Here is a 23,125-nt window from a genome sequence, read left to right as displayed (position 1 = left end):
ACAGGGTACTGGATGATCAGAAAAATTGGGGGGCGGGTTGGGAATTCTGTCCGGATTCCAGTCGTTGTTTCCCACGGATGCAGGGCACTCGGAGAGAGTCGCCAGAGACACTCCCCCCGATGCCGAGCGTTCAGCAGGACCACCCGCCAGCCCACCATCGCAAGGGAGCACGCATGGCAACCCGTGCCGTCGCCCGTCGTCAGTCCGCCACCGGCGAGACGGTCGACTCGGCAAGCAGTGTTCGCGCCCATGGCGGCGAGATCGCGGACCGCGACCTGGTCGGCATGTACCTCGACGAGATCGCGCGCACGCCGCTGCTCGACGCCGCAAAGGAGGTCGAGCTGTCCCAGACCATCGAGGCGGGGGTCTTCGCTCAGCAGGTCCTCGACGGTGAGGAGGAGTCCAGGACGGACGCCTCCCGCGAGGAACTGGAAGCGCTGGTCGCCGCCGGCGAGCGGGCCAAGGACGTCTTCATCCGTTCCAACCTCCGCCTGGTCGTGGCGGTCGCCCGGCGCTACCCGCGCAGTGGCCTGCCCCTGCTCGACCTGATCCAGGAGGGCAACGCCGGTCTGGTGCGCGCGGTCGAGAAGTTCGACTACCGCAAGGGCTTCAAGTTCTCGACGTACGCCACCTGGTGGATCCGTCAGGCCATCACCCGCTCCATCGCCGACCAGTCCCGCACCATCCGGCTCCCCGTCCACCTGGTGGAGGAGCTGGGCCGCATCCGCCGTGTGCAGCGCGAGTTCAACCGTGAGCACGGCCGCGACCCGGAGCCCGCGGAGATCGCCGTGGAGCTGGGCGCAACGCCGGAGCGTGTCATCGACGTCCTCGACTGGGCCCGCGACCCGGTGTCGCTGAACATGTCGGTGGACGACGAGGGCGAGACCCAGTTCGGCGACCTGCTGGAGGACACCTCGGCGGTCTCCCCCGAGCAGTCGGTCATGACCCTGCTGCGCAGCGAGGAACTGGACGACCTGATCGGCCGCCTGGACCAGCGCACGGCCTCCATCATCAAGATGCGGTACGGCATCGAGGACGGCCGCGAGCGCACCCTGACCGAGGTCGGCAAGGAACACGGCCTGACCCGCGAGCGCATCCGCCAGATCGAGAAGCACGCTCTGCTCGAACTGAAGAAGCTGGCCCGCCAGACCGGCTTCGACGCGGCGGCGTAACGGGGCTACGGCGTGCCGGTGCTGTGAGAGGGGTGCCTGTGGAGTGAGGCGAGGGCGGGGTGCCGGGGCGCGGCGGTCGGCGACGCGTGGTGCCTGAGGGCGTACGGTGCCTGAGGGGGCGCACGCCGGTGGCGGACGGCGGCGCAAACATGGCGTGCTCCCATCGCTTCAACTCCCGGGCCCGCGGGAACAACCCTTCCGGGCCCTACAGCAGCCAGGCCCAGGACTACAGCAGCCAGGCCCAGGACCGCACTCCCGACGCACCAACCGCACAGACCGGCCGACCCCACGCGCCCACCGCACGACCCGAGCCACACAGCCAGGTCCCGACGCACATCCCCCCCGGCGCCGGGACCTCCCCAGCCGGGCTTCGGCGCCTATCCCCCCCGGGTGCCGAGGCCCGGCTTTTCCTTGTGCCCCTCACGTCGGCCAGGGGCCCCGCCCGGCAACTCGCCACGGCTGTCCGGACGTTCTCATCAAGCCACCGCCCGTGCGCGCAGCGCCATGCGGCAGACCCAAGTCCGCACGGGCGATGGGGCGGTGGGCGGGATGGGGTGGTGACGCATCATGGAACGACGGTCCACCCCGTACCTGAACCCCGGGGTGGACCGTCCGGATGGCAGATTCTGCCACATGGGCATAGCCTGCCGGGATGAGCACCACCCCTCGCACCATCCCCAGTACCGCCCCTCGTACCACGCCCGGCACCACCACCAGCGCTGCCCACCAGCCGCTTTCCGCCCCCGCTCCGGTCTCGCTGACCGAACGCCGCAAGGCCGAGACCCGGACGGAGATCGCCCGGGCGGCGGCCGCCCTGTTCGTCCGCCAGGGTCTGCGGGCGACCCGTGCCGAGGACATCGCACAGGCCGCGGGCATCGCACCGCGCACCTTCTACCGCTACTTCGCCACCAAGGAGGAAGCGGTCGCCCCCCTCTACGCGGCAGGCGCCCAGCGCTGGGCGGAAGCGGTCCGCTCGGCCCCGGCCCATCTCGGCGTCCTCGAGGCCCTGGAGCACGCCGTACAGCACACCCTCACCCCCGGCGTCGGTGTCTCGGCGGCCTCCTGGGAATGGGTCCGCACCCTGATCCGCCTGGCCGACGCCAGTCCCGCCCTGCGCAAGGTCTGGGCAGAGGTGTGCCAGGCGTCCGAGCGGACCCTGGCCGAGATCCTCGCGCACCGGATCGCCGCAACTGGCGGTGAACACGGCGGAGTCGGCGGTCGCCGAACCGGTGCGGCCGACGCAACCGCGGGACGGCGCGACACCGTTGCCCCGGGGTCCACGCCCCCCGCACCGGTCACCCCCGGCCTCCGCTTCGCCGCGGCCGTCGCCGGTGCCGCCGTCCGCGTGGCCGTGGAGTCCTGGGCCACCACCTCCTCCTCGCCCACCGGCCCGGAGGGCCCCGCGGCCCTGGCCTTGCGCAACCTCCAGTCCCTGCGGGACTTCGGGTGGGGCGACGGGAGGGCCGACGGGGAGGGCCAGGCCCTGTCGTCGAACTCCCTCCCCCAGCCTTCGGCCGGGGGGACCCCCAGAGCACGCACCTGACGCCGCGAGGCCCGCCCTCCGGGCGGACGGCGGGAGTTTGACGACAGGACCCAGGCCGTCACCGAAGGGCCTCCTCCTCCAGGGCATTCGCCCCGGCCCGACTCAACCGCCCGCCCAACGCCCGGACGCACTCCACCAGTTCACTCGGCCCTCGCACAGTGAACTCGTACCCCGTCATCGCCAGCCGCACCGCCAGCCACTCCAGGGGAGCACCGAAGGCGCCCCGCAGCACACAACCGCCCTCGCCGTCGTCCTCCGGCACTCCGAGCTCCGTCGGCAGACGCGCCGAGACCTGCTCCGCCGTCGCGGCGAACCGCACCGCGAACTCGTGCGTCTCCTGCCGTCGGTGGATGGACTGCCGCAGGTACTCCGCCGGGCTCCCGGTCGGCAACTCCCGTGGCGCGAAACGGACTCCGGTCGCGAACGGCTCGCTCACCCGGTCCACCCGGAAAGTCCGCCAGTCGGCGCGGTCGAGGTCGTAGGCGACGAGGTACCACCGCCGCCCGGTCGACACCAGCCGGTACGGTTCGGTCAGCCGCCGTGACTCGCTGCCGTCCTTGTCGCGGTAGGCGAACCGCAGCCGCTCGTGCCCCGCCACCGTCGAGGCCATCACGGTCAGCGTCTCCGGCGCGATGGTCGGCCCGTCCCCGCTGGTCAGCGGTGTCGTCGCGGCCTGGAGCGTGGACACCCGGTGGCGCAGCCGGGCCGGCAGCACCTGCTCCAGCTTGGCCAGGGCCCGTACGGACGCCTCGTCCACGCCCTCCACGGCATGCCCGGCACCGACCCGCAGCCCCACTGCGATCGCCACCGCCTCCTCGTCGTCGAGCACCAGCGGCGGCAGCGCCTTGCCGGCGACCAGCCGGTATCCGCCGTCGGCCCCTTTGCTGGCCTGCACCGGATACCCCAGCTCGCGCAACCGGTCGATGTCCCGCCGCACGGTACGCCGGGACACCCCGAGCCGCTCGGCGAGCTCGCCACCGGGCCACTCACGGGGGGTCTGGAGCAGGGAGAGGAGCTGCAGCAGCCGGGCGGGTGTGTGGGTAGTCATGCCGACGAGAATGCCGCACGACTAGGACGGGATCTGACCTATTGCGGTCCTACCGTCACCTCATGACCCCGAACGACAGCAACACCGGTCAGGGGCGCGGCGAACTGCGCGACCAGCCCGAGACGACGGACAGCCGGAACGCGACAGCAACTCCGACGGCGCTCCCCGAACCCTCACCCGACCGAACCCGCTGGCTGGCCCTGGCCATCGTGATGGCCGCAGCCTTCATGGACCTGGTGGACGTGACGATCGTCAACATCGCCATCCCGTCCATCGAGCGGAGCGCCCATGCCTCGGTCAGCCAGATCCAGTGGATCACCGCCGGCTACGCCCTCGCCTTCGCCGCAGCCCTCATCACCGGCGGACGTCTCGGTGACATCCACGGCCGCAAACGGCTGTTCCTGACCGGTGTCGGTGGCTTCACCCTCGCCTCCGCCCTGTGCGGTTTCGCCGCGAACCCGGAGATGCTGGTCGCCTCCCGCATCCTGCAGGGCGGTATGGCGGCGATGATGGTGCCGCAGGTGCTGTCGATCGTGCACGCCACCTTCCCGGCCCACGAACGCGGCAAGGTGTTCGGCCTGTTCGGCGCGATCGTGGGCCTGGGCGCGGTCTCCGGACCGCTGCTCGGCGCGCTGCTGACCGAGTGGAACCTGTTCGGCCTCGAATGGCGGCCCATCTTTCTCATCAACCTCCCCGTCGGCGTCCTGGCCTGGATGCTCGGGCGCCGTTTCATCACCGAATCGAAGGCCCCCAAGGCGCTGAAGCTGGACCTGGTCGGTGTCGCATTGGTCTCGCTGGGCCTGCTGATGCTGCTCTACCCGCTCACCCGCGGCCGCGAGCTGGGCTGGCCGCTGTGGGGGTACCTCTGCATGGCCGGCGCGCTCGTCGTCTTCGCGGCGCTGGTGTCGTACGAAAAACGGAAGGCGGCCAGGGACGGTTCCCCGCTCGTCGAACTGTCCCTCTTCCGGGTGAAGAGCTTCGCCGCGGGCATCGCCGTACAGACCGTCTTCGGGGTCGCGCTCGGCATCTTCTTCCTGGTCTGGACGCTGTACATGCAGATCGGCCTGGGCTGGAGCCCGCTGCGGGCCGGGCTGACCGGCGTGCCGTTCTCCCTCGCGGTGTCGACGGCGGCCGGGATGTCCGTGCAGAAGCTGGTCCCGAGGTTCGGGCGGAAGGTGCTCCAGGCGGGCGCGCTGGTCATGGCCGCGGGCGTACTGCTCTACCTGTGGGAGGCGCACCGGTACGGCCTCGCCATCGCCTCCTGGCAGATGGCCCTCCCGCTGGTCGTGATGGGCGCCGGGATGGGGCTGATCGTGGCCCCGCTGACCGACGCGGTGCTCTCCGAGGTGCCGCGCGAGCACGCGGGGTCCGCGTCCGGGCTGATCAACACGGTGCAGCAGATGGGCAACGCGCTCGGCCTGGGACTGGTTTCGGTGGTGTTCTTCGGCGAGATCGGCGACCGGCCGGCCCCGGCCCAGGTCGGCCCGGCCTTCGTGCACGCCTTCCAGCACGCGCTGTGGTGGGTCGCCGGGATCATGGCCGCGATCTTCCTGCTGATGTCCGCCCTGCCTAAGCGGCCGGCGCAGCAGGTGGAGGCGGCCGGGGTGGCGGCGCCGGCGCGGGAGCCGGAGCTGGTGCACTGAGCCGCTGGTGCACTGAGCCGCGCCTGACCAGGGCCCGGCACCTGCGGGTGCCGGGCCCTTCGCATGCCCCTCAGCCTGCGTTCTGCCTGGCGGGCGCCCGATCATGTCCGGTTGAAGCCCGAACCTGTTTACTTTCCGGAAATCCCGGCGTAGCCTCCCACTAAAGCCACACGTTCGGGCATCAGTCAGAAGTGAACGGACATCGAGTCGGAGGCGAGCGGACATGTACGCACCGGAACGGCAGCAGGAGATCCTCCGGCTCGCACGTGACGGCGGCCGGGTGGACGTGCTGTCGCTCGCGGAGGAGTTCCAGGTCACCGCGGAAACGATCCGCCGCGATCTGAAGGCTCTCGACCGCGCGGGCCTCGTCCGCCGGGTGCACGGCGGTGCCATCCCGGTCGGCCGCCTCGACTTCGAACCGGACCTCACCGAGCGCGAGTCCACCGCCGCCGACGAGAAGGACCGCATCGCCAAGGCCGCCCTCGCCGAACTGCCGACCGAGGGCACGATGATCCTCGACGCCGGTACGACGGTCGCCCGGGTCGCCGCCGCGATCCCGCTGGAGTCCTCCCTGACCGTCGTCACGCACAGCCTGCCCATCGCCGCCCGCCTCGCCGACCACCCGGGCATCCAGCTCCACCTGGTCGGAGGGCGCGTACGGCACCGCACGCGCGCCGCCGTGGACGCCTGGGCGCTGCGCGCGTACGGCGAGATCCGCGCCGACGTGCTGTTCGTGGCGGCCAACGGCTTCTCCGCCGAGCACGGCCTGACCACTCCCGACCTCGCCGAGGCCGCGGTCAAGCGGGCCGCGGTCGCCGCCGCCCGGCGCGTGGTGCTGCTGGCCGACTCCTCCAAGCACGGCCAGGAGCACTTCGCCCGCTTCGGCGACCTGGGCGATGTGGACCTGCTGATCACCGACAGCGGGCTGAGCCCGGAAGACGCCGCCGTCATCGAGCGCGGCGGCACGGAAGTAGTGCGCGCATGATCCTCACCGTCACCCCCAACCCCTCCCTCGACCGCACCTACGAGGTCCAGGCCCTGAAGCGCGGCGAGGTCATCCGTGCCGAGACCGAGCGCATGGACCCGGGCGGCAAGGGTGTGAACGTCTCGCGCGCCGTCGCGGCCGCCGGCCGGCGCACGGTCGCCGTGCTGCCCCTGGGTGGTGCGCCGGGAGCGCTCATCGCCGACCTGCTCGACGCGCAGGGCATCGAGGTCGCGCCGGTCCCGATCGCCGGCGCCACCCGCTCGAACATCGCGCTCGCCGAGTCCGAGGGGGCGCTCACGAAGATCAACGCGCCGGGGCCGGAGCTGTCGGAGGCCGAACAGGAGCTCCTCCTGGACACCGTGCGCGAGCAGTCCCGCGACGCCGACTGGATCGCATGCTGCGGCAGCCTGCCCCGGGGGCTCGCGCCCTCGTGGTACGCCGACGTCGTCACGCGGGCGCACGCCGGGGGCGCGCGCATCGCGCTGGATACCTCGGGGCGTGCGCTGCTGGAGGCGCTGCGCGCGCGGCCCGACGTGGTGAAGCCCAACGCCGAGGAGCTCGCGGAAGCCGTCGGGCGCCCCCTGGCGACCGTGGGCGACGCGCTGAAGGCGGCCGAGGAGGTACGCGGCATGGGCGCGCGCGCCGTGCTCGCGAGCCTGGGCGCCGACGGACAGCTCCTCGTGGAGGACACGGGCGCCTGGTTCGCCACCGCGCGCGTGGACACCGTCCGCAGCAATGTCGGCGCCGGCGACTCCTCCCTCGCCGGCTTCCTGATCGCCGGCGGCAGCGGCCCCGAGGCCCTCGCCTCCGCCGTCGCCCATGGTGCCGCCGCCGTCCAGCTCCCCGGCAGTGTCATGCCGACCCCCGCCGACCTGGACCCGTCGGCCGTGACCGTCACGGCCGAGATCCCGCTCGACCGCGAACTGACGGAGCCGGTGTCATGAACTCCCTCGCGCTCCGCGGAACACGCCCTGGAACCCGGCATCTGGGCGCACGCCCCGCGCCCGCACGCCCGGACGCACCCACCCGCCCGGTCCCCAAGCGGCGAGGCGCCCCGTTACTCGCCGCGACCACCGGGCGGCACGGCCACCCGAGCCGCCGTGCCACCCGGAGGAGGCAGGGTTTCCCCGGCCCCGTCTCCCGAACGGCCTCATCCCCCCACCGCACCCCCGTCCCCCTTTCCGCCCACGCCTCCCCCCGGGCGATACGCGTGCATAGGAGCCCGCGATGAGCGACATGATCACCGCGGACCTGGTCGACCTCGACCTGTCCGCCGACACCAAGGAAGCGGCGGCGCGCGCCCTCGCCGAGCGCATGGTGGCCCAGGGCCGGGTGACCGACCTGGAGGGCTTCCTCGCCGACGTGGCCGCCCGCGAGGCCCAGATGCCGACCGGCCTCGACGGCGGCATCGGCATCCCGCACTGCCGCAGCGCCCACGTCACCGAGCCGAGCCTCGCCTTCGGCCGCAGCGCCGCCGGCATCGACTTCGGCGCCCCGGACGGGCCGGCCGACCTGATCTTCCTGATAGCGGCCCCGGCCGGCGCCGACGACGCCCACCTCACGATCCTCTCCTCCCTGGCCCGCCAGCTGATGAACACCGACTTCACCTCGGCGCTGCGTGCGGTGGCCGACGAGGAGACGGCGGCGGTGCTGATCCGCGGCGACGCGACGCCGAGCGCGGCGCAGGCACCGGCGGAGTCCTCCGAGGGCGCGGGCGCCGGCGCAGGCGCGAACGCTGCGGCGGGCGCTGCTCAGGGCGCCGCGAGCGCAGGCAGCGCATCCCAAGACTCCGCTGCGGCGTCGGTGGCGGCCTCCGCCGACGCCGCAGCGGACACCACCGCGCAGGCGACCCCGGCGGGCGCAGGCTCCGCCGCGGACTCCGGCGAGCGCCCCTTCCGTATCGTCGCCGTCACCTCCTGCCCGACCGGCATCGCGCACACCTACATGGCGGCCGAGTCGCTGGAGAACGCGGGACGCGAGGCGGGTGTCGAACTCGTCGTCGAGACACAGGGCTCGGCCGGCTTCACCCGGCTGGACCCGGCGGTGATCGCGGCGGCGGACGCCGTGATCTTCGCGCACGACGTCCCCGTACGCGAGAAGGACCGTTTCGCCGGTAAGCCGACCGTCGACGTCGGAGTGAAGGCGGGCATCAACCGCCCCGCCGAACTCATCACGGAGGTGCGCGCGAAGGCGGCGCGCGGCGAGACGAGCGCGCCGGCGCCCGCGTCGGGCGGCACGCCGGTCGAGCGCGCGGGCGACTCCACCGAGGGCTACGGCAGCAAGCTCCGCAAGTGGCTGATGAGCGGCGTGAGCTACATGGTTCCGTTCGTCGCCGCGGGCGGCCTGCTCATCGCCCTGGGCTTCGCGATCGGCGGCTACAAGATCAACAAGGCGCCCTCGGTGATGGACCACTTCGTGTGGACCCAGGCCGACAGCTGGGGCGCGCTGTCCTTCCAGATCGGCGTCGTCGCCTTCGGCTTCCTGGTCCCGGTCCTGGCCGGCTACATCGCCTACGGCATGGCCGACCGGCCCGGTCTGGTCCCCGGCTTCGTGGGCGGCGCGATCTCACTGACCATCAACGCGGGCTTCCTCGGCGGACTCGCGGCCGGTCTGATCGCCGGTGGCGTGGTGATGGCCATCCAGAAGGTGCGGATCCCCCCTGCGTTGCGCGGCATCATGCCGGTGGTGGTGATCCCGCTGATCTCCTCGGCGATCGTCGGATTCCTGATGTTCGTGGTGATCGGCAAGCCCATCGCAAGTGCGCAGAAGGGCCTGACCGACTGGCTGAACGGCCTCACCGGCACCAACGCGGTCCTGCTCGGCGCCCTGCTCGGTCTGATGATGTGCTTCGACCTGGGCGGCCCGGTCAACAAGGTGGCCTACACCTTCGCCACCGCCGGCATCGCGGTCTCGAACCCCAGTGACTCCGCGATGAAGATCATGGCCGCGGTGATGGCGGCCGGCATGGTCCCGCCGCTGGCGATGGCTCTGGCCACCACCGTGCGCGGCAGGCTGTTCACCCGGACCGAGCGCGAGAACGGCAAGGCCGCCTGGGTCCTGGGCGCCTCCTTCATCTCCGAGGGCGCGATCCCGTTCGCGGCGGCCGACCCGCTGCGCGTGATCCCCTCGTCGATGGTCGGCGGCGCGCTCACCGGCGCCCTGTCGATGGCCTTCGGCGCCACCCTGCGCGCCCCGCACGGCGGCATCTTCGTGATCCCGCTGATCGGCAACCCCTTCCCCTACCTCATCGCCATCGCGGCCGGCGTCTGCGCCACCACGGCCCTGGTCGTCCTCCTCAAGGGCATGCGCAAGCAGACCCCGGAGGCCACGGCCACCGACCCCGCCGCGAACGCGGCCGCCACGCCGAAGGAGACCAAGCAGCCCGTGGCGGCCTGACCACCGCACCGCCCTCCCGCCACGCCTTGTCCCTTTAGTTCGCTGTGAGTTGTTCACGGCACCTGCGAGATACGTCACGGTCCGGGGCCAAAGTCCCGGACCGTGGTGTGTACTGGCATGTATGCCCGAGCATCTCTCGACTCTCCAGTTGGCCGGTGCGGTCGTCCTCACCCTGGTCGGCGTGGCCTGGGCGATCGGTGTCGTACGCCTGCTGCGCCGCTTCCGCACGGCGGCCCTGCGAGAGCTCCCGGCTGCTCGTCTCCCGTTCCTGCCGGCCCAACCGCAGGCCGGCCCCGCATGGGAGAAGGTGGAGCTGACCCCCGCGGAACAGGACGCCTTCGCCGGGCTGATACGGCGACTCGGCGACCACTGACCGGGCAAGCGCCGCCAGCCGCTCCGCGGTACGCGCGCTAGCCCTGCCGCGCCGCGCGCCGCTCCATGGCGTCCCGCGCCGCGTCCTCGGACATGTACACCTCGCACATGTGCCGCCCGTCCGGCGTCGCCGTGTGCTCCACCTCCCACAGGGAGACCTCGCTGCCGTCCGGCAGCAGGAACGCGTGCTCGTACAGCGCGTAGCTCAGTCCCACGCGCCCGGCGCGCCCCGGGCGCCCGAACGCCTGCGTGATCTCGTGCGCCGTCGCCGTCGCCAGCAGCGCCGCCGTCTGAGCACCGGGCCGGTCCGGATTCTCCGCACGGCGCAGAAGCCTGCGCGCGTGGTCCGCCGAGTCGTCGGAGGCGAACACATGCCGGGGCTCGGGAATCGCCCACAGCCGCATCAGCGTAGGCAGCTCGAACTCCGGTGCGTCGGCTGGCATTCCGAGCCGCGCCGCGGCCGCCTGCAGGTCCTCCTCGTCGACGTACACCTCGCTCTCCGGGGCGCCGCCCGGGGTGCGGTTGTGCGCGAGCTCCCACAGCGTGACCGCGGAGCCGTCGGCGAGCAGCCAGGTGTGGCGGTAGGTCTCCCGGTGCAGTCCCGCGCTGTGGTACGCCGAGTGCAGCGAACTGTCGTGCGCCAGCGCGCAGTCGAGCTGCCTTATTACCTCGTCGGGCAGCTCGAAGGAGTTCAGGGCACGGCCGAGGAGCCGCTCGAGATGCTCCTCAGGAGACTCGGGCGACTCGGCTGGTTCGTACGCTGCCGTCTCGTACGGAACGCTCAAGACAACTCCCGGCGTTGCTGCATGTCACCTTGTGGGTGCATACCGTAGCCCCTCGGTCGGACATCATGTCCGGGAACCGAGAAAACGTACGCCAGGAAAACGCGCGGGGCGCGCGAGAAGTTCCCGCGCGGCCCGACGTGGCGTCAAAAGTGGCCGCTCAGGCGGCACTTCCTGCGGTCCAGGCGCTCCACGGCACGTTCCAGCCGTTGAGCCCGTTGTCCGGGGACACCGTCGTGTCCGGGGAGTTCTTCACGATGACGACGTCCCCGATGAGCGAGTTGTCGTAGAACCACTTGGCGGACGTGGCGCCCTGCGCGCCCTGCACGTCGGCCAGGCCGACGCAGCCGTGGCTGGTGCCCTCGCGGCCGAAGGGCGGGTTGCCCCTGTCGTACCAGTAGTTGCCGTGGATGAACGTGCCGGAGTCCGTCAGGCGCATCGCATGCGGCACGTCCGGGATGTCGTACTCGCCGCCGAGGCCGACCGTCCGGCTGTCCATGCGGGTCTGGGTGAACTTCTCGGAGATCACCATCTGCCCGTTGTAGGTGGTGTGCTGCGGGCTTCCGGTGGAGACCGGAATCGTCCTGATCGTCTTGCCGTCCCGCACCACGGTCATGGTCTGGGTGTCGGCGTCGACCGTGGAGACCTGCGACCGCCCGATGGTGAAGGAGACGGTCTTCTTCTGCACCCCGTAGACGCCGTTCGCGCCCTGGACGCCGTCCAGGTCGATGTTCAGCGTGACCCTGGAGCCGGCCTTCCAGTACTCCTTGGGCCGGAAGTCCAGCCGCCGGTCCCCGAACCAGTGCCCGACCACCTGCTGACCGCTGCTGGAGTCGACCGTGATGTGCGACTGCACGGACTTCTTGTCGGTGATCGACTTGTCGAACGTGAACGACACCGGCATGCCCACTCCGACCGTGGTGCCGTTGTCCGGCGTGTAGGTGCCGATGAAGCTGTTCGCCGTCGTCACGGTGGTGAAGATGGAGTTGGCGGCCGCGGTACGCCCGTCGACGTCCTTCGCCGTCGCGTCGATCTCGTACTTCGTCCCGCGTTCCAGCTGCTGCTTCGGCTTCCAGCTGCCGCCGTCCGCCGATATCGCCCCGGCCACGGTCTGCCCCGTCCCCGACACGGTCATCTTCACGTCGGTCAGCTTTCCGCCGCTGACCTTCACGCCGGTCGCGTTGATGGACGCGCCGGTCGAGCCGTCCTTGGCCGAGATCGCGATCTTCGCCGCCGACGTCTTGGGGGAGTTCCTGCCGCCCTTGCCGTCGTCGGTGGCGTTGGCGCTGCCACCGCAAGCGGTGAGGGTGAGGCTGCCGACCACCAGGGCGGCACAGGCCCCCAGTACGCGCCGCGCTGCAAGGTCCGGCATTGTCACGGGCTGCTCCAGTTTCATGTGATGTGCGTGATCCGTTCCAGTGCGTGGAGAAAGAGGGCACTGGCGCCCGCAAAGGTTCCCTCCGACTCCCCGGAACGCCCATCACGTGACAGAACCGCGACAATCCAGGCCCGGCGGGCTGCGGTCCGGTCCGACCACAGCCCGCCGCACCTCCCGCATCACCCCTGCCTCGCCCCGTACAACTCCGTGTACGACGGCCACACTCCGCCGGGTCCGTCGACCGGCTCGGCGGCGCGCACACCCCGTACGATCGCGCGCGTCACGACATCCGCACCGGCGGCGAGGATGCCGTTGAGCTCCAGCGGGTCCTCGGAAAGAGAGCGCGTGCCGGTCGCCAGCGCGAACACCGTGTCACCGTCGTTCATGAGGTGCACCGGCCGTACGGCGCGCGCAATTCCGTCGTGCGCCGTGCCCGCCAGCTTCTGTGCCTGCGCCTTGGAGAGGTTGGCGTCGGTCGCGACCACCGCCAACGTCGTGTTGAGCGGGGGCGGCGCCTTCTTGGCGCCGGATTCGTCGAGGCGCCGGCACGCGGCCTCGTGCACGCGCTCCTCGGGATACTCCACCCGCCCCTGACACAACTCCCCGTACAGCGCCCCCGTCTCCGGCTCGATCACCGACCCCGCAGCGTTCACGACCACCAGCGCGGCCACGGTGATCCCCGAGTCGAGCACCGTGCTCGCGGTGCCCACGCCGCCCTTGATCCGCCCCGCCACGGCGCCCGTCCCGGCCCCGACGCACCCTTCCCGCACCCGCGCGCCCGGCGCACTCACCGCCGCGGCCTCCACCGCCGCACGCCCCGTCGCCGCGTCCGGCCGCGCGCGGAAGTTCCCTCCGCGCCCCAGGTCGAAGACGCACGCGGCGGGCACGACCGGCACGACGTGCGCCGGGTCCGGCCCCACCCGCACTCCGCGCCTCTGCTCCTCCAGCCAGGCCATCACACCGGATGCCGCGTCGAGCCCGAACGCGCTGCCCCCGGTCAGCACGACCGCATCGACTCGCCGCACCAGGTTGCGCGGGTCGAGCGCGTCGGTCTCCTTGGTGCCGGGGCCGCCGCCGCGCACGTCCACGGCGGCGACCGCGCCGCTCTCCGGGGCGAGGACGACCGTGGTGCCGGTGAGCCAGCCGTCCCCCGTGCGGGTGGCGTGCCCCACCCGCAGCCCGGCGACGTCCGTGATTGCGTCAACTGTCATGGAAGCCAGTCTCTTTCGTCCAGGCGCCTGAGCGGACTCAGCCGGCCGGAGCGGTGGCGCTCGCGGTACGCTTCCGGCCGACCATGCGCGCCGTGAGCGTCACCCCGACCGCGACCGAGGCCGAACACACCAGCCCCGCCGCGAGCACCGCCCAGTGGCCCAGGAAGGTGCAGCAGATCACCAGCAGCGCCGTGGCCGGCAGCACCAGTTGCTGGGCGATGCCGACCTTGAAGTGCCGGGAGTGGGGCGCCCAGACGGTGAGAGATACAGCGCCGTGGGCAGTGCTCCAGCGGTGAGGAGACCCGGTGCGCCTCGTCGCGCCCGCGCGCGACGAGCCGTCGCAGCGGCCCGGAGGACTGCGGTGCGCCCGGAGAAGCGGGCGCCGGAGCGGAACTCGACGTCATGCCTCCCAGGACAGCAGAAAACCGTCCTGGCCGGGGCCGTACCCTGGTGGCATGAGCACCGCCCCCGCATCCGAGCCCCGCGACCCGAAGCCCGCGCTGGTCTTCGACGACCCGCTGGACCAGCAGTCCTCGGACGACACCGATCGCGGGTGGGGCGAGCGCACCGACGGCGACAGTGCCGCAGACCTGAAGCGCTTCCTCGACGAGAAGCCGCCCCACCACCTCTGAGCCGTCCGCAGCAGCGCCGCCAGGCCCCGTGCTCTGGGGGTCCCCCCCGGCCGAAGGCTGGGGGAGGGAGTTCGACGACAGGGCCTCTAGCGCTCGGTGTGTCCCGATCCACGCTGTGCGACCAGCGCGTCGCGGATCTCCTTGAGCACCTCCAGCTCGGACACCTCGATGACCTCCTTGGTGCCCTCCCGCGCCGCCTTGCGGGCCGACTGCCGCGCCAGGTACTTCGACATCGGCAGGACCATCAGGAAGTACACGACCGCCGCGGTGATCACGAACGTCAGCGTCGCGCCGAGGACAGAGCCCCACAGGATCGGCACCCCGCTCTTGACCGTGCCGTCCGCGCCCACCTGGCACGGAGGCTTCAGACACGAGCTGTAGTGGTCCAGGTTCTGCGTCCCGATCGCGCCGACCAGCGGGTTGATGACCCCCTTGACCACCGAGTTCACGATGTTCGTGAAGGCCGCGCCGATGACCACCGCGACTGCCAGATCGACGACGTTGCCGCGCATCAGGAAGGCCTTGAAGCCCTGCCAGACGCTCGGTTCCTTCTTCTCGCTCACCTCGGGGACTCTCCTCGCATGCGCAGGGTGTGGAACGAAACGCTCCGCAACCTACGACACGGTGCGGCCACTGTGTCCAGTCCCGGGGTCGGATCGAGCGACTTGACAGCAAGCCGCCGAGAAAGCGTCCGAACCGGTTCAGCACAGCGTCACCGCCAGGCGCGCCGTGGCACTCGCGCCGACGAGCCGCGCCGCCGTGCCACGCGGCACCGACAGCACGACCAGCGCCCCGCTCTCGGCCGCGTCCTCCAGCGGCTCGGGCACCTCGGTCACCCGCACGCCGCGCGCGAGCACGCGTGCGACGCCCCCTGCCGTCGGGTCCCCGGCGGCGATGACGTCGACACGGTCGCCGGGCCGCAGGAGCCGGACGGTGGCCGCGTCGGCGATCCGCACGGGCGCCGTCACCGCGTCCACGGCCGGGTGCCGGCGTACGGGCACCGTCACCGGGTGGCCCCGGGCCTGTTCCGCATGATGCGGAGCGGCCCCGGTGTGCGGCCCCGCGGCGACGAGCGCGGCCGCGGTCACCGCGAGGCCGGCCGCAACGGCCCGCCCGCGGCGCCGTACGAGCCGCTGCAGCCGATACCGCCCGCCGCGCACCCGCACCGGCGGGAACTGCGGGATTTCACAGGTCGCCGGGGCGTCCGTGCCCAGCGGACGCGGAAGCCGGAGCGGAGGCGGAGAAAGCGGAGACGGCGGGGACGGAACGGGAGACGGGATCGGGGACGGATTCAAGGACGAGGACCGAGGCACGGAAATCACCGCCTGCGACGAGGAATTCGGTTTGCGCTGCCACGATGAGGCCTCGCGCCGAATTCCGCCGGAGCCGGTGGATCACGGGCGGATTGTGGATAACCCGGCCACCCGAACAGGGAATTCCGGTCTTCTCGCGAAGGCGCTACGGCAGCTCGAAGCCCGGATCCATGCCGCCGAGCGCGTTCGTACACAGGCAGTCGCGTGCCGAGTTCTCCGGCAGTGCCGCCACCGCGTCGAACAGCACGCCGCGCAGCCGGTCCACATTGGCCGCGAACACCCGCAGCACCTCCTCGTGCGAGACGCCCTCACCGGTCTCGGCGCCGGCGTCGAGGTCGGTGACCAGGGTCAGCGACGTGTAGCACAGCTCCAGCTCCCGGGCGAGCGCCGCTTCCGGGTGACCGGTCATGCCCACGACCGACCAGCCCTGCGCCCGGTGCCACAGCGATTCGGCACGCGTCGAGAAGCGCGGCCCCTCGACCACGACCAGCGTGCCGCCGTCCACCGGCTCCCAGTCCCGGCCCTGGGCGGCCTTCAGCGCGGCAGCCCGGCCGGTGGGGCAGTAGGGGTCGGCCATGGAGACGTGCACGACGTTCGGCACGGTGCCGTCGGGCAGCGGCAGCCCGTCGAAGTAGGACTGCACCCGGGACTTCGTACGGTCCACGAACTGGTCCGGCACGAGCAGGGTGCCGGGGCCGTACTCGGGCTGCAGTCCGCCCACCGCGCAGGGGCCGAGCACCTGCCGGACGCCGAGGGAGCGCAGCGCCCACAGGTTGGCGCGGTAGTTGATGCGATGTGGTGGCAGGTGGTGGCCGCGGCCGTGCCGGGGCAGGAAGGCGACCCGCCGGCCGGCGATCTCGCCGAGGAAGAGGGAGTCGCTGGGCGGCCCGTAGGGGGTCTCCACCTGGACCTCGGTCACGTCGTCGAGGAACGAGTAGAAGCCCGAGCCGCCGATTACGCCGATCTCTGCGTTCGCCATGACGAGCACACTAGCGGGCGGTGAAACCGTGGGGGAGCGGCGCCGGGGGGCGCCGAAGACCCTGCCGTCGTACGACAGCAGGGTCCGGGGAAGAAGAGGTCAGGCCGCGGAGCTCGACGAGGACGGCTTCGAGTCGGACGAGGACGTGCTCGACGTGCTCGACGAGGACGTGCTCGACGACTTCGACGCCGGGCTGCTGCTCGACGTGGAGCCGCGGGAGTCGTTGCGGTAGAAGCCGGAGCCCTTGAAGACGATGCCGACCGCGGAGAACACCTTCTTCAGGCGGCCACCGCAGTTGGGGCACTCGGTCAGGGCGTCATCGGTGAACTTCTGCACCGCCTCAAGGCCCTCGCCGCACTCGGTGCACTGGTACTGGTAGGTCGGCACTTGTCTTCCTCCTGGCACTCTCACTCAATGAGTGCTAACGACGTTCCATAGTGACGTATTCCGTGGGATCAGTCCACCGCCACCGGCACGCGGTGACCGACGCCACGTGCGACGGTACGGTTCTGCGGGCGCGCGGCCAGCCGCGACCGCAGCGTCAGCAGGGTCGCCAGCGCGAGCACCGTGCCGGCCATCGGCACCAGGAATCCCGCGCCGTCCCACAGCCGGTCCTCCAGCTGTCCGGCCACCGTGACGGCGGCCGCCTGCCCGAGCGCGACCGCGCCGGTCAGCCAGGTGAAGGCCTCCGTGCGGGCGCCGGCCGGGACCAGGCCCTCGACCAGTGTGTAGCCGGTGATCAGCGCCGGGGCGATGCACATGCCCACGAGCAGGCCGAGCCCGGCGAGCAGCAGCACCGAGTGGGCCGTCCACAGGGCGGAAGCGACGATCGCGAGTGCCGTGTAGCCGATGACCAGGCGGTGCTGAGGGGCGGTCCTCCAGGCGATCGCGCCGCAGACGATGCCGGACAGCATGTTGCCGGCGGCGAAGACGCCGTACAGGACACCGTTCAGGCCGGGCTCGCCGATCGACTCGGTGAACGCCGCCAGCGCCACCTGCATGCCGCCGAAGACGGACCCGATGCCCAGGAAGGTCACGACCAGCACGCGCACGCCCGGTACGCGCAGCGCGGAGGCGTGCTTCACGCGCGCGTGCCCGATCTCCCCGCTCACCGGCGGCTGTGTGCCCTTCTGCGCGGCGAACAGCAGACCGCCGACGAGGGTCAGCGTGCCCTCCGTGACCAGGCCGGCCGCCGGCGTCACGGCGGTGCACAGCGCGGTCGCGAGCAGCGGGCCGAAGACGAAGGTCAGCTCGTCCGTGACCGACTCGAACGCGGCCGCGGTGGTCATCAGGGGCGAACCCTGCAGCTTCACGCCCCAGCGGGCACGCACCATGGGACCGACCTGCGGCACCGAGGCGCCGGTCGGGACGGCCGCCAGGAACAGCGCCCACAGGGGTGCGTGCGCCAGCGCGAGCGCCGTCAGCGACAGCCCGGACAGGGTGTGCACGAGAACGCCGGGGACCAGCACGGCGCGCTGGCCGTAGCGGTCGGCGAGGCGCCCGCTGTACGGCGCGAACAGCGCCATGGAGACGCCGGTGGCGGCCGCGGTGGCGCCCGCGGCGCCGTACGAGCCGGTGGTGTGCTGCACGAGCAGCACGATGGAGATGGTGAGCATCGCGAACGGCTGGCGCGCCGCGAAGCCGGGGAGCAGGAAGGTCCAGGCGCCGCGGGTGCGCAGCAGCTGTCCGTATCCCGGGCGGGACGAGGCCGGGGAGGTCTTCTCCGGCTCGGTGGTGCTGACCGTGGATCCCACGGCCCGTGCCTTTCTGCCGCCTGGTAGCGCGGGCCTGGTGCGGGCCCGGGCGCCGAGAGCTGTCCTCTTGCGCGGACTGCGGTAGATACCGGCGCCCACTGCGAGTGGGGGGCGACCCGGCCGCCATACGGTCGCGCCAGCTCTGCGTCAGGCAGAGTTGGTTCGATCAGGGTGCGCCTTCATCGTACAGGGGCCACCGCCTCGCCCAGCTGTGAAAACGAGCACCACGGACTGGGGGACCTGGGATTGCACGGGACGGGGGCGTGAACGGCGGGGAACGCGTCCTCAACGCGAGCTGCTCGCCCCGTTCGTGCCGAGCCAGCCCGCCAGTTTGCCGCCGTGGGCGACCGCGCGCAGGCGGCGTTCCGCCGCGTCGCGGACCGGATCGGTGGCGACGACGAGCAGTTCGTCGCCCCGCCGCAACACTGTCGAGGGCAGCGGAACGAACGATTTTTCTTCGCGGACGACGAGGGTGACGGCGGCTCCTGCGGGCAGCCGCAGCTCGCTGACCTCCACGCCGTGCATCCGGGAGCCCTCGGGGATCGCGATGGACAGCAGATGTCCGCGCAGCCGCTCCAGAGGTGCCGACTCGATGCCGAGGTCGGCGGCCTCGCCCTCCTCGCCCAGCCGCAGCGTGCGCGCCAGCCAGGGCAGCGTCGGACCCTGGACGAGGGTGTAGACCACGACCAGCACGAAGACGATGTTGAAGATGCGGCGGCTGCCGGTGACGCCGTTCACCATCGGGATGGTCGCCAGGATGATGGGCACGGCGCCGCGCAGTCCCGCCCACGACAGCAGCGTCTGTTCCTGCCACGGCACACGGAACGGCGCCAGGCTGAGCACCACGCTCAGCGGGCGGGCCACCATGGTGAGGACCAGCCCGATGATCAGCGCCGGTACGACGTCGTCGCCCAGCTCGTGCGGGGTGACGAGCAGGCCGAGTACGACGAACATGCCGATCTGGGCGATCCAGCCGAGCCCCTCGGCGAAGCCGCGTGTGGCCGGCCAGTGCGGGAGCTTGGCGTTGCCGAGCATCATCGAGGCCAGATAGACGGCCAGGAAGCCGCTGCCGTGCCCCAGGGCGCCGGCGGCGTACGCCGTCACGGCGATCGCCATGACCGCGATCGGGTAGAGGCCGGAGGCCGGCAGGGCCACGTGCTTGAGCCCCCAGGAGCCGAACCAGCCCACCGCGAGCCCTATGGCCGCGCCGATGGCCAGCTCCAGGGCTATCTCGCCCAGCAGGACGTACCAGTGCTCGACCGGGCCGGCCGCGGAGAAGGCGACGACCAGGATGACCACCGGGGCGTCGTTGAAACCGGACTCCGCCTCCAGCGTGCCCGTCACGCGCGCGGGGAGGGGAACCCTGCGCAGCACCGAGAAGACCGCCGCCGCGTCCGTCGAGGACACCACCGCGCCGACGATGAGCGCCTGCCGCCACTCCAGCCCGACCAGACAGTGCGCGCCCGCCGCGGTGACGCCCACGCTGACGGCGACGCCGAAGGTCGCCAGGACCGAGGCGGACGACAGGACCGGCCTGATCTCCTTCCACTTCGTGCCGAGACCGCCCTCGGCGAGGATCACGACCAGGGCCGCGTACCCCATGACCTGGGTCACCGCGGCGCTGTTGAAGTGGATCTCGCCGATACCGTCCTGGCCCATGAGGACGCCGATCCCCAGGTACACGAGCAGGCTGGGGAGCCCGCTGCGGGAGGAGATCCGGACGGCCGCGACGGCGACGAGCAGGACCACGGAGCAGACGAGCAGGAGCTGGTTGAGGTGGTGAACAGTCAGCGGCGGTTCCCTTCCTTGGCCCGCGCGCCACAGGCGCGAGCTCGCGTACACAAGACCCGAGGCTGCGGCGCACCGCACCCAAGTACTTCGTTACCTTACCTAACTCTTGACGCTTTCTTGACGCTCGCCGAGAGAAGATCGAACGCTCGTGCGCGCTGGTTCCCCACTCCGCGTCAAGCGGGACGGGGCCCTGCGCCTATGGTTGCTCCAGCGCTCATTCAAAGTCACAGCCCGACCTGCCGCTCGCGTTAGGACAGCAAGGACAGCGATGCCCCCCAACACCACCGCCACAACGGGTGACACCGCCACAACGGGTGCCACGTCCGTCAAGTCCGGCAGGAAGAAGGGGCGCAGAGCCCGACTGATCGTGCTGGTCCTGGTACTGGCCATCATCGGAGGCATCGCCTACGGCGCCTACTGGTCGGTCAGTACCGTCCGCGCCTCCTTCCCGCAGACCAAGGGCACGATCACGCTCCAGGGCCTGTCGGGGCCGGTCGACGTCAAGCGGGACGGCAACGGCATCCCGCAGATCTACGCCTCCTCCGACGAGGACCTGTTCATGGCGCAGGGCTACGTCCAGGCGCAGGACCGGTTCTACGAGATGGACGTGCGCCGGCACATGACCTCCGGGCGCCTGTCGGAGATGTTCGGCAAGAGCCAGGTCAAGAACGACGAGTTCCTGCGCACCCTCGGCTGGGACCGGATCGCCAGGCAGGAGTACGACACCAAGCTGTCGGCCGCCACGAAGAAGTACCTCCGGGCGTACGCCGCGGGCGTCAACGCCTACCTTCAGGGCAAGGACGGCAAGGACATCTCCCTGGAGTACGCCGCCCTGGACTTCACCAGCGACTACAAGCCGCAGAAGTGGACCCCGGTCGACTCCGTCTCCTGGCTGAAGGCGATGGCGTGGGACCTGCGCGGCAACATGCGGGACGAGATCGACCGCGCCCTGATGACCAGCCGGCTCGGCCCGCAGCAGATCCAGGACCTGTACCCGGAGTACCCGTACAGCCGGAACAAGCCGATCGTGCAGGAGGGCCGGTACAACGCGGTGGCCAAGTCCTTCCAGCAGGGCGACGGCACCGGCACGCAGGGCACCGGCACGGCCGGCGGCGCCACAGGCACCTCTGCGGGCTCGACGGGCGCGACCGGCTCCTCCACCTCGGCCACGTCCGGATCGGCGCTCACAAGCCAGCTGGCGGGCCTCTACAACGTCCTGGACGACGTCCCGACCGCCGTCGGAGTGAACGGCCAGGGCATCGGCTCCAACTCGTGGGTGGTGTCCGGGAAGTACACCATCACCAAGAAGCCGCTGCTCGCCAACGACCCGCACCTGTCCGCGTCGCTGCCGGGCGTCTGGTACCAGATGGGCCTGCACTGCCGCACCGTCTCCAGCAAGTGCCAGTACGACGTGACCGGCTACACCTTCGCCGGCATGCCCGGTGTGATCATCGGCCACAACGCGAACATCGCCTGGGGCATGACCAACTCCGGGGTCGACGTCACCGACCTCTACCTGGAGAAGGTCAGCGCGAACGGCTACCTGTGCGACGGCAAGGTCCGGCCGTTCAGGACCCGCGAGGAGACCATCAAGGTCGCCGGCGGCTCGTCCAAGACGATCGTCGTGCGCCAGACCCAGGACGGCATGCCGCTGCTGTCCGACCGCGACGACGAACTCGTCCAGGTCGGCAAGCGGGCCACGGTCAACACCGCCGCCCCCGACCGCGGCGACGGCTACGGCATCGCCCTGAGGTGGACCGCGCTCGACCCGGGCACCTCCATGGACGCCGTCTTCGCCATCGACAAGGCGGCGGACTGGAGCGGCTTCCGCCAGGCGGCGGCCCAGTTCGACGTGCCCTCGCAGAACCTGGTCTACGCCGACACCGACAACCACATCGGCTACACGCTGCCCGGCAGGATCCCCACCCGCTCCTCGGTGGACGACGGCTCCGTCCCGGCGCCCGGCTGGGACTCGAAGTACCGCTGGACCGGCTTCATCAAGCAGGACGAGCTGCCCTACGAGTACAACCCCAAGCGCGGCTACATCGTCACCGCCAACCAGGCCGTGGTCGACAAGGACAAGTACCCGTACACCCTCACCACCGACTGGGCCTACGGCACCCGCAGCCAGCGCATCACCGACCTGATCGAGTCCAAGATCAAGGACGGCGGCAAGATCTCCACCGACGACATGCGGCAGATGCAGCTGGACAACAGCAGCGAGATCGCCAAGCTGCTGGTGCCGAAGCTGCTGAAGATCAACCTCGACGACAAGAACGTGCGCGACGCGCAGAAGCTGCTGGAGGGCTGGGACTACACCCAGGAGTCCGACTCCGCGGCGGCCGCCTACTTCAACGCGGTCTGGCGCAACATCCTCAAGCTCGCCTTCGGGAACAAGCTGCCCAAGGAGCTGCGCGTCCAGGGGCAGTGCCTGTGGGTCGACAAGATCGACAGCACCGGCCCGGTCGACGACGACACCAAGGTGCGCGAGTGCGGCACCCGCGACACCGACCAGGCGCAGCCGGACGGCGGCGACCGCTGGTTCGAGGTCGTGCGCACCCTGATGGACAAGCCCGACAGCGACTGGTGGAAGACCCCCAAGTCGGGCACCCGCCCCGCGGCGAACAACATGGACCAGCTCTTCGCCCGGGCCATGATCGACGCCCGCTGGGAGCTGACCGCCAAGCTCGGCAAGGACATCGACACCTGGAGCTGGGGCCGGCTGCACCGCCTGTTCCTGAAGAACCAGACCCTCGGCACCGACGGCCCCAAGGCGCTGCAGTACATCCTCAACCGCGGCCCCTGGAAGCTCAGCGGCGGCGAGGCCACGGTGAACGCGACCGGCTGGAACGCCGCCGGCGGCTACGGCGTCGTCTGGGTGCCGTCCATGCGGATGGTCGTCAACCTCGCCGACTTCGACAAGTCCAGGTGGATCAACCTGACCGGCGCCTCCGGGCACGCCTTCAGCGCGCACTACACGGACCAGACGAGCCTGTGGGCCAAGGGCGAACTGCTGCCCTGGTCGTACTCGGCCAAGGCGGTCGACACGAGCACGAGCGACACACTGGTCCTGCAGCCCTGACCGGCTGACGGTACGGAAAACGGCCCTCCACGCGCATGTGGAGG

At 71.3% G+C, this 23,125-nt stretch carries 20 protein-coding genes; 10 read left to right on the top strand and 10 right to left on the bottom strand.

The genetic code is table 11. The features are described 5' to 3' along the window. Window positions 1–173 precede the first annotated feature (173 nt). Complete coding sequence (locus ACZ418_RS13065; protein ID WP_468361469.1) at window positions 174–1,172, top strand: sigma-70 family RNA polymerase sigma factor; 999 nt, start codon at window positions 174–176, stop codon at window positions 1,170–1,172. Window positions 1,173–1,824: 652 nt separating this feature from the next. Next, entirely contained in the window at window positions 1,825–2,715 is an 891-nt protein-coding gene (locus tag ACZ418_RS13060) for a TetR/AcrR family transcriptional regulator (protein ID WP_468361466.1), read from the top strand. 58 nt (window positions 2,716–2,773) lie between these two features. On the opposite strand, the gene ACZ418_RS13055 is transcribed toward ACZ418_RS13060, so the two are convergent. Further along, a complete protein-coding gene (locus tag ACZ418_RS13055) occupies window positions 2,774–3,763 on the bottom strand; it encodes a helix-turn-helix transcriptional regulator (protein WP_468361463.1) in 990 nt (329 codons plus the stop codon). 62 nt (window positions 3,764–3,825) lie between these two features. Between ACZ418_RS13055 and ACZ418_RS13050 the strand changes: the two genes are divergently transcribed. The 5 genes from ACZ418_RS13050 (at window position 3,826) to ACZ418_RS13030 (ending at window position 10,160) form a co-directional block, all read left to right on the top strand. Next, complete coding sequence (locus ACZ418_RS13050) at window positions 3,826–5,406, top strand: MFS transporter (RefSeq protein WP_468361460.1); 1,581 nt, start codon at window positions 3,826–3,828, stop codon at window positions 5,404–5,406. A 223-nt stretch (window positions 5,407–5,629) separates the two neighbouring features. Further along, window positions 5,630–6,391 carry a DeoR/GlpR family DNA-binding transcription regulator gene (locus ACZ418_RS13045; protein WP_468361457.1) on the top strand — a complete coding sequence of 254 codons (762 nt, stop codon included), beginning with the start codon at window positions 5,630–5,632 and terminating at the stop codon, window positions 6,389–6,391. Next, entirely contained in the window at window positions 6,388–7,335 is a 948-nt protein-coding gene (gene pfkB, locus ACZ418_RS13040; protein WP_468361454.1) for a 1-phosphofructokinase, read from the top strand. Before ACZ418_RS13045 ends, pfkB begins: the two co-directional genes overlap by 4 nt. 283 nt (window positions 7,336–7,618) lie before the next feature. Next, window positions 7,619–9,787, top strand: a complete 2,169-nt coding sequence (locus ACZ418_RS13035) for a PTS fructose transporter subunit IIABC (protein ID WP_468361451.1) — start codon at window positions 7,619–7,621, stop codon at window positions 9,785–9,787. A gap of 121 nt (window positions 9,788–9,908) precedes the next feature. Continuing rightward, a complete protein-coding gene (locus tag ACZ418_RS13030) occupies window positions 9,909–10,160 on the top strand; it encodes a hypothetical protein (protein WP_468361448.1) in 252 nt (83 codons plus the stop codon). A 37-nt stretch (window positions 10,161–10,197) separates the two neighbouring features. On the opposite strand, the gene ACZ418_RS13025 is transcribed toward ACZ418_RS13030, so the two are convergent. The 3 genes from ACZ418_RS13025 to ACZ418_RS13015 all read right to left on the bottom strand — a co-directional run bounded on the left by ACZ418_RS13025 (window position 10,198) and on the right by ACZ418_RS13015 (window position 13,530). Continuing rightward, window positions 10,198–10,944: a DUF6227 family protein gene (locus ACZ418_RS13025; protein WP_468361445.1), complete on the bottom strand. Its 747-nt coding sequence runs from the start codon at window positions 10,942–10,944 to the stop codon at window positions 10,198–10,200. 157 nt (window positions 10,945–11,101) lie between these two features. After that, a complete protein-coding gene (locus tag ACZ418_RS13020; protein WP_468362323.1) occupies window positions 11,102–12,319 on the bottom strand; it encodes a L,D-transpeptidase in 1,218 nt (405 codons plus the stop codon). A gap of 179 nt (window positions 12,320–12,498) precedes the next feature. After that, window positions 12,499–13,530: a P1 family peptidase gene (locus ACZ418_RS13015; RefSeq protein ID WP_468361442.1), complete on the bottom strand. Its 1,032-nt coding sequence runs from the start codon at window positions 13,528–13,530 to the stop codon at window positions 12,499–12,501. A 92-nt stretch (window positions 13,531–13,622) separates the two neighbouring features. Between ACZ418_RS13015 and ACZ418_RS13010 the strand changes: the two genes are divergently transcribed. Both ACZ418_RS13010 and ACZ418_RS13005 read left to right on the top strand, forming a co-directional pair. Beyond that, window positions 13,623–13,826 carry a hypothetical protein gene (locus ACZ418_RS13010; protein ID WP_468361439.1) on the top strand — a complete coding sequence of 68 codons (204 nt, stop codon included), beginning with the start codon at window positions 13,623–13,625 and terminating at the stop codon, window positions 13,824–13,826. A gap of 159 nt (window positions 13,827–13,985) precedes the next feature. Next, window positions 13,986–14,162: a hypothetical protein gene (locus ACZ418_RS13005; protein ID WP_365727584.1), complete on the top strand. Its 177-nt coding sequence runs from the start codon at window positions 13,986–13,988 to the stop codon at window positions 14,160–14,162. 86 nt (window positions 14,163–14,248) lie between these two features. On the opposite strand, the gene mscL is transcribed toward ACZ418_RS13005, so the two are convergent. The 6 genes from mscL to ACZ418_RS12975 all read right to left on the bottom strand — a co-directional run bounded on the left by mscL (window position 14,249) and on the right by ACZ418_RS12975 (window position 20,050). Continuing rightward, a complete protein-coding gene (gene mscL / locus ACZ418_RS13000; RefSeq protein WP_468361436.1) occupies window positions 14,249–14,725 on the bottom strand; it encodes a large conductance mechanosensitive channel protein MscL in 477 nt (158 codons plus the stop codon). Window positions 14,726–14,863: 138 nt separating this feature from the next. After that, window positions 14,864–15,346 carry a hypothetical protein gene (locus ACZ418_RS12995; protein WP_468362321.1) on the bottom strand — a complete coding sequence of 161 codons (483 nt, stop codon included), beginning with the start codon at window positions 15,344–15,346 and terminating at the stop codon, window positions 14,864–14,866. A gap of 274 nt (window positions 15,347–15,620) precedes the next feature. After that, window positions 15,621–16,454: an S-methyl-5'-thioadenosine phosphorylase gene (locus ACZ418_RS12990; protein WP_468361433.1), complete on the bottom strand. Its 834-nt coding sequence runs from the start codon at window positions 16,452–16,454 to the stop codon at window positions 15,621–15,623. Between the two features lie 99 nt (window positions 16,455–16,553). Continuing rightward, window positions 16,554–16,841: an FmdB family zinc ribbon protein gene (locus ACZ418_RS12985; protein WP_468361430.1), complete on the bottom strand. Its 288-nt coding sequence runs from the start codon at window positions 16,839–16,841 to the stop codon at window positions 16,554–16,556. A 68-nt stretch (window positions 16,842–16,909) separates the two neighbouring features. Continuing rightward, on the bottom strand, window positions 16,910–18,208 hold the full coding sequence (locus tag ACZ418_RS12980; RefSeq protein ID WP_468361427.1) for an MFS transporter: 1,299 nt from the start codon (window positions 18,206–18,208) through the stop codon (window positions 16,910–16,912). 285 nt (window positions 18,209–18,493) lie between these two features. Next, the gene (locus ACZ418_RS12975) at window positions 18,494–20,050 is read right to left on the bottom strand and encodes a potassium/proton antiporter (RefSeq protein ID WP_468361424.1); all 1,557 of its coding nucleotides are present in this window, start codon (window positions 20,048–20,050) and stop codon (window positions 18,494–18,496) included. 217 nt (window positions 20,051–20,267) lie between these two features. Here ACZ418_RS12975 and ACZ418_RS12970 point away from each other — a divergent pair, with 217 nt between their 5' ends. Then, window positions 20,268–23,081 (top strand): penicillin acylase family protein, encoded by a 2,814-nt coding sequence (locus tag ACZ418_RS12970; protein WP_468361421.1) that lies wholly within the window; start codon window positions 20,268–20,270, stop codon window positions 23,079–23,081. Window positions 23,082–23,125 lie beyond the last annotated feature (44 nt).

Source organism: Streptomyces sp. NPDC030820 (assembly GCF_055572075.1).
Note: the sequence above shows the minus strand (reverse complement) of the source record. Positions and strands in the feature narration are given on the sequence as shown.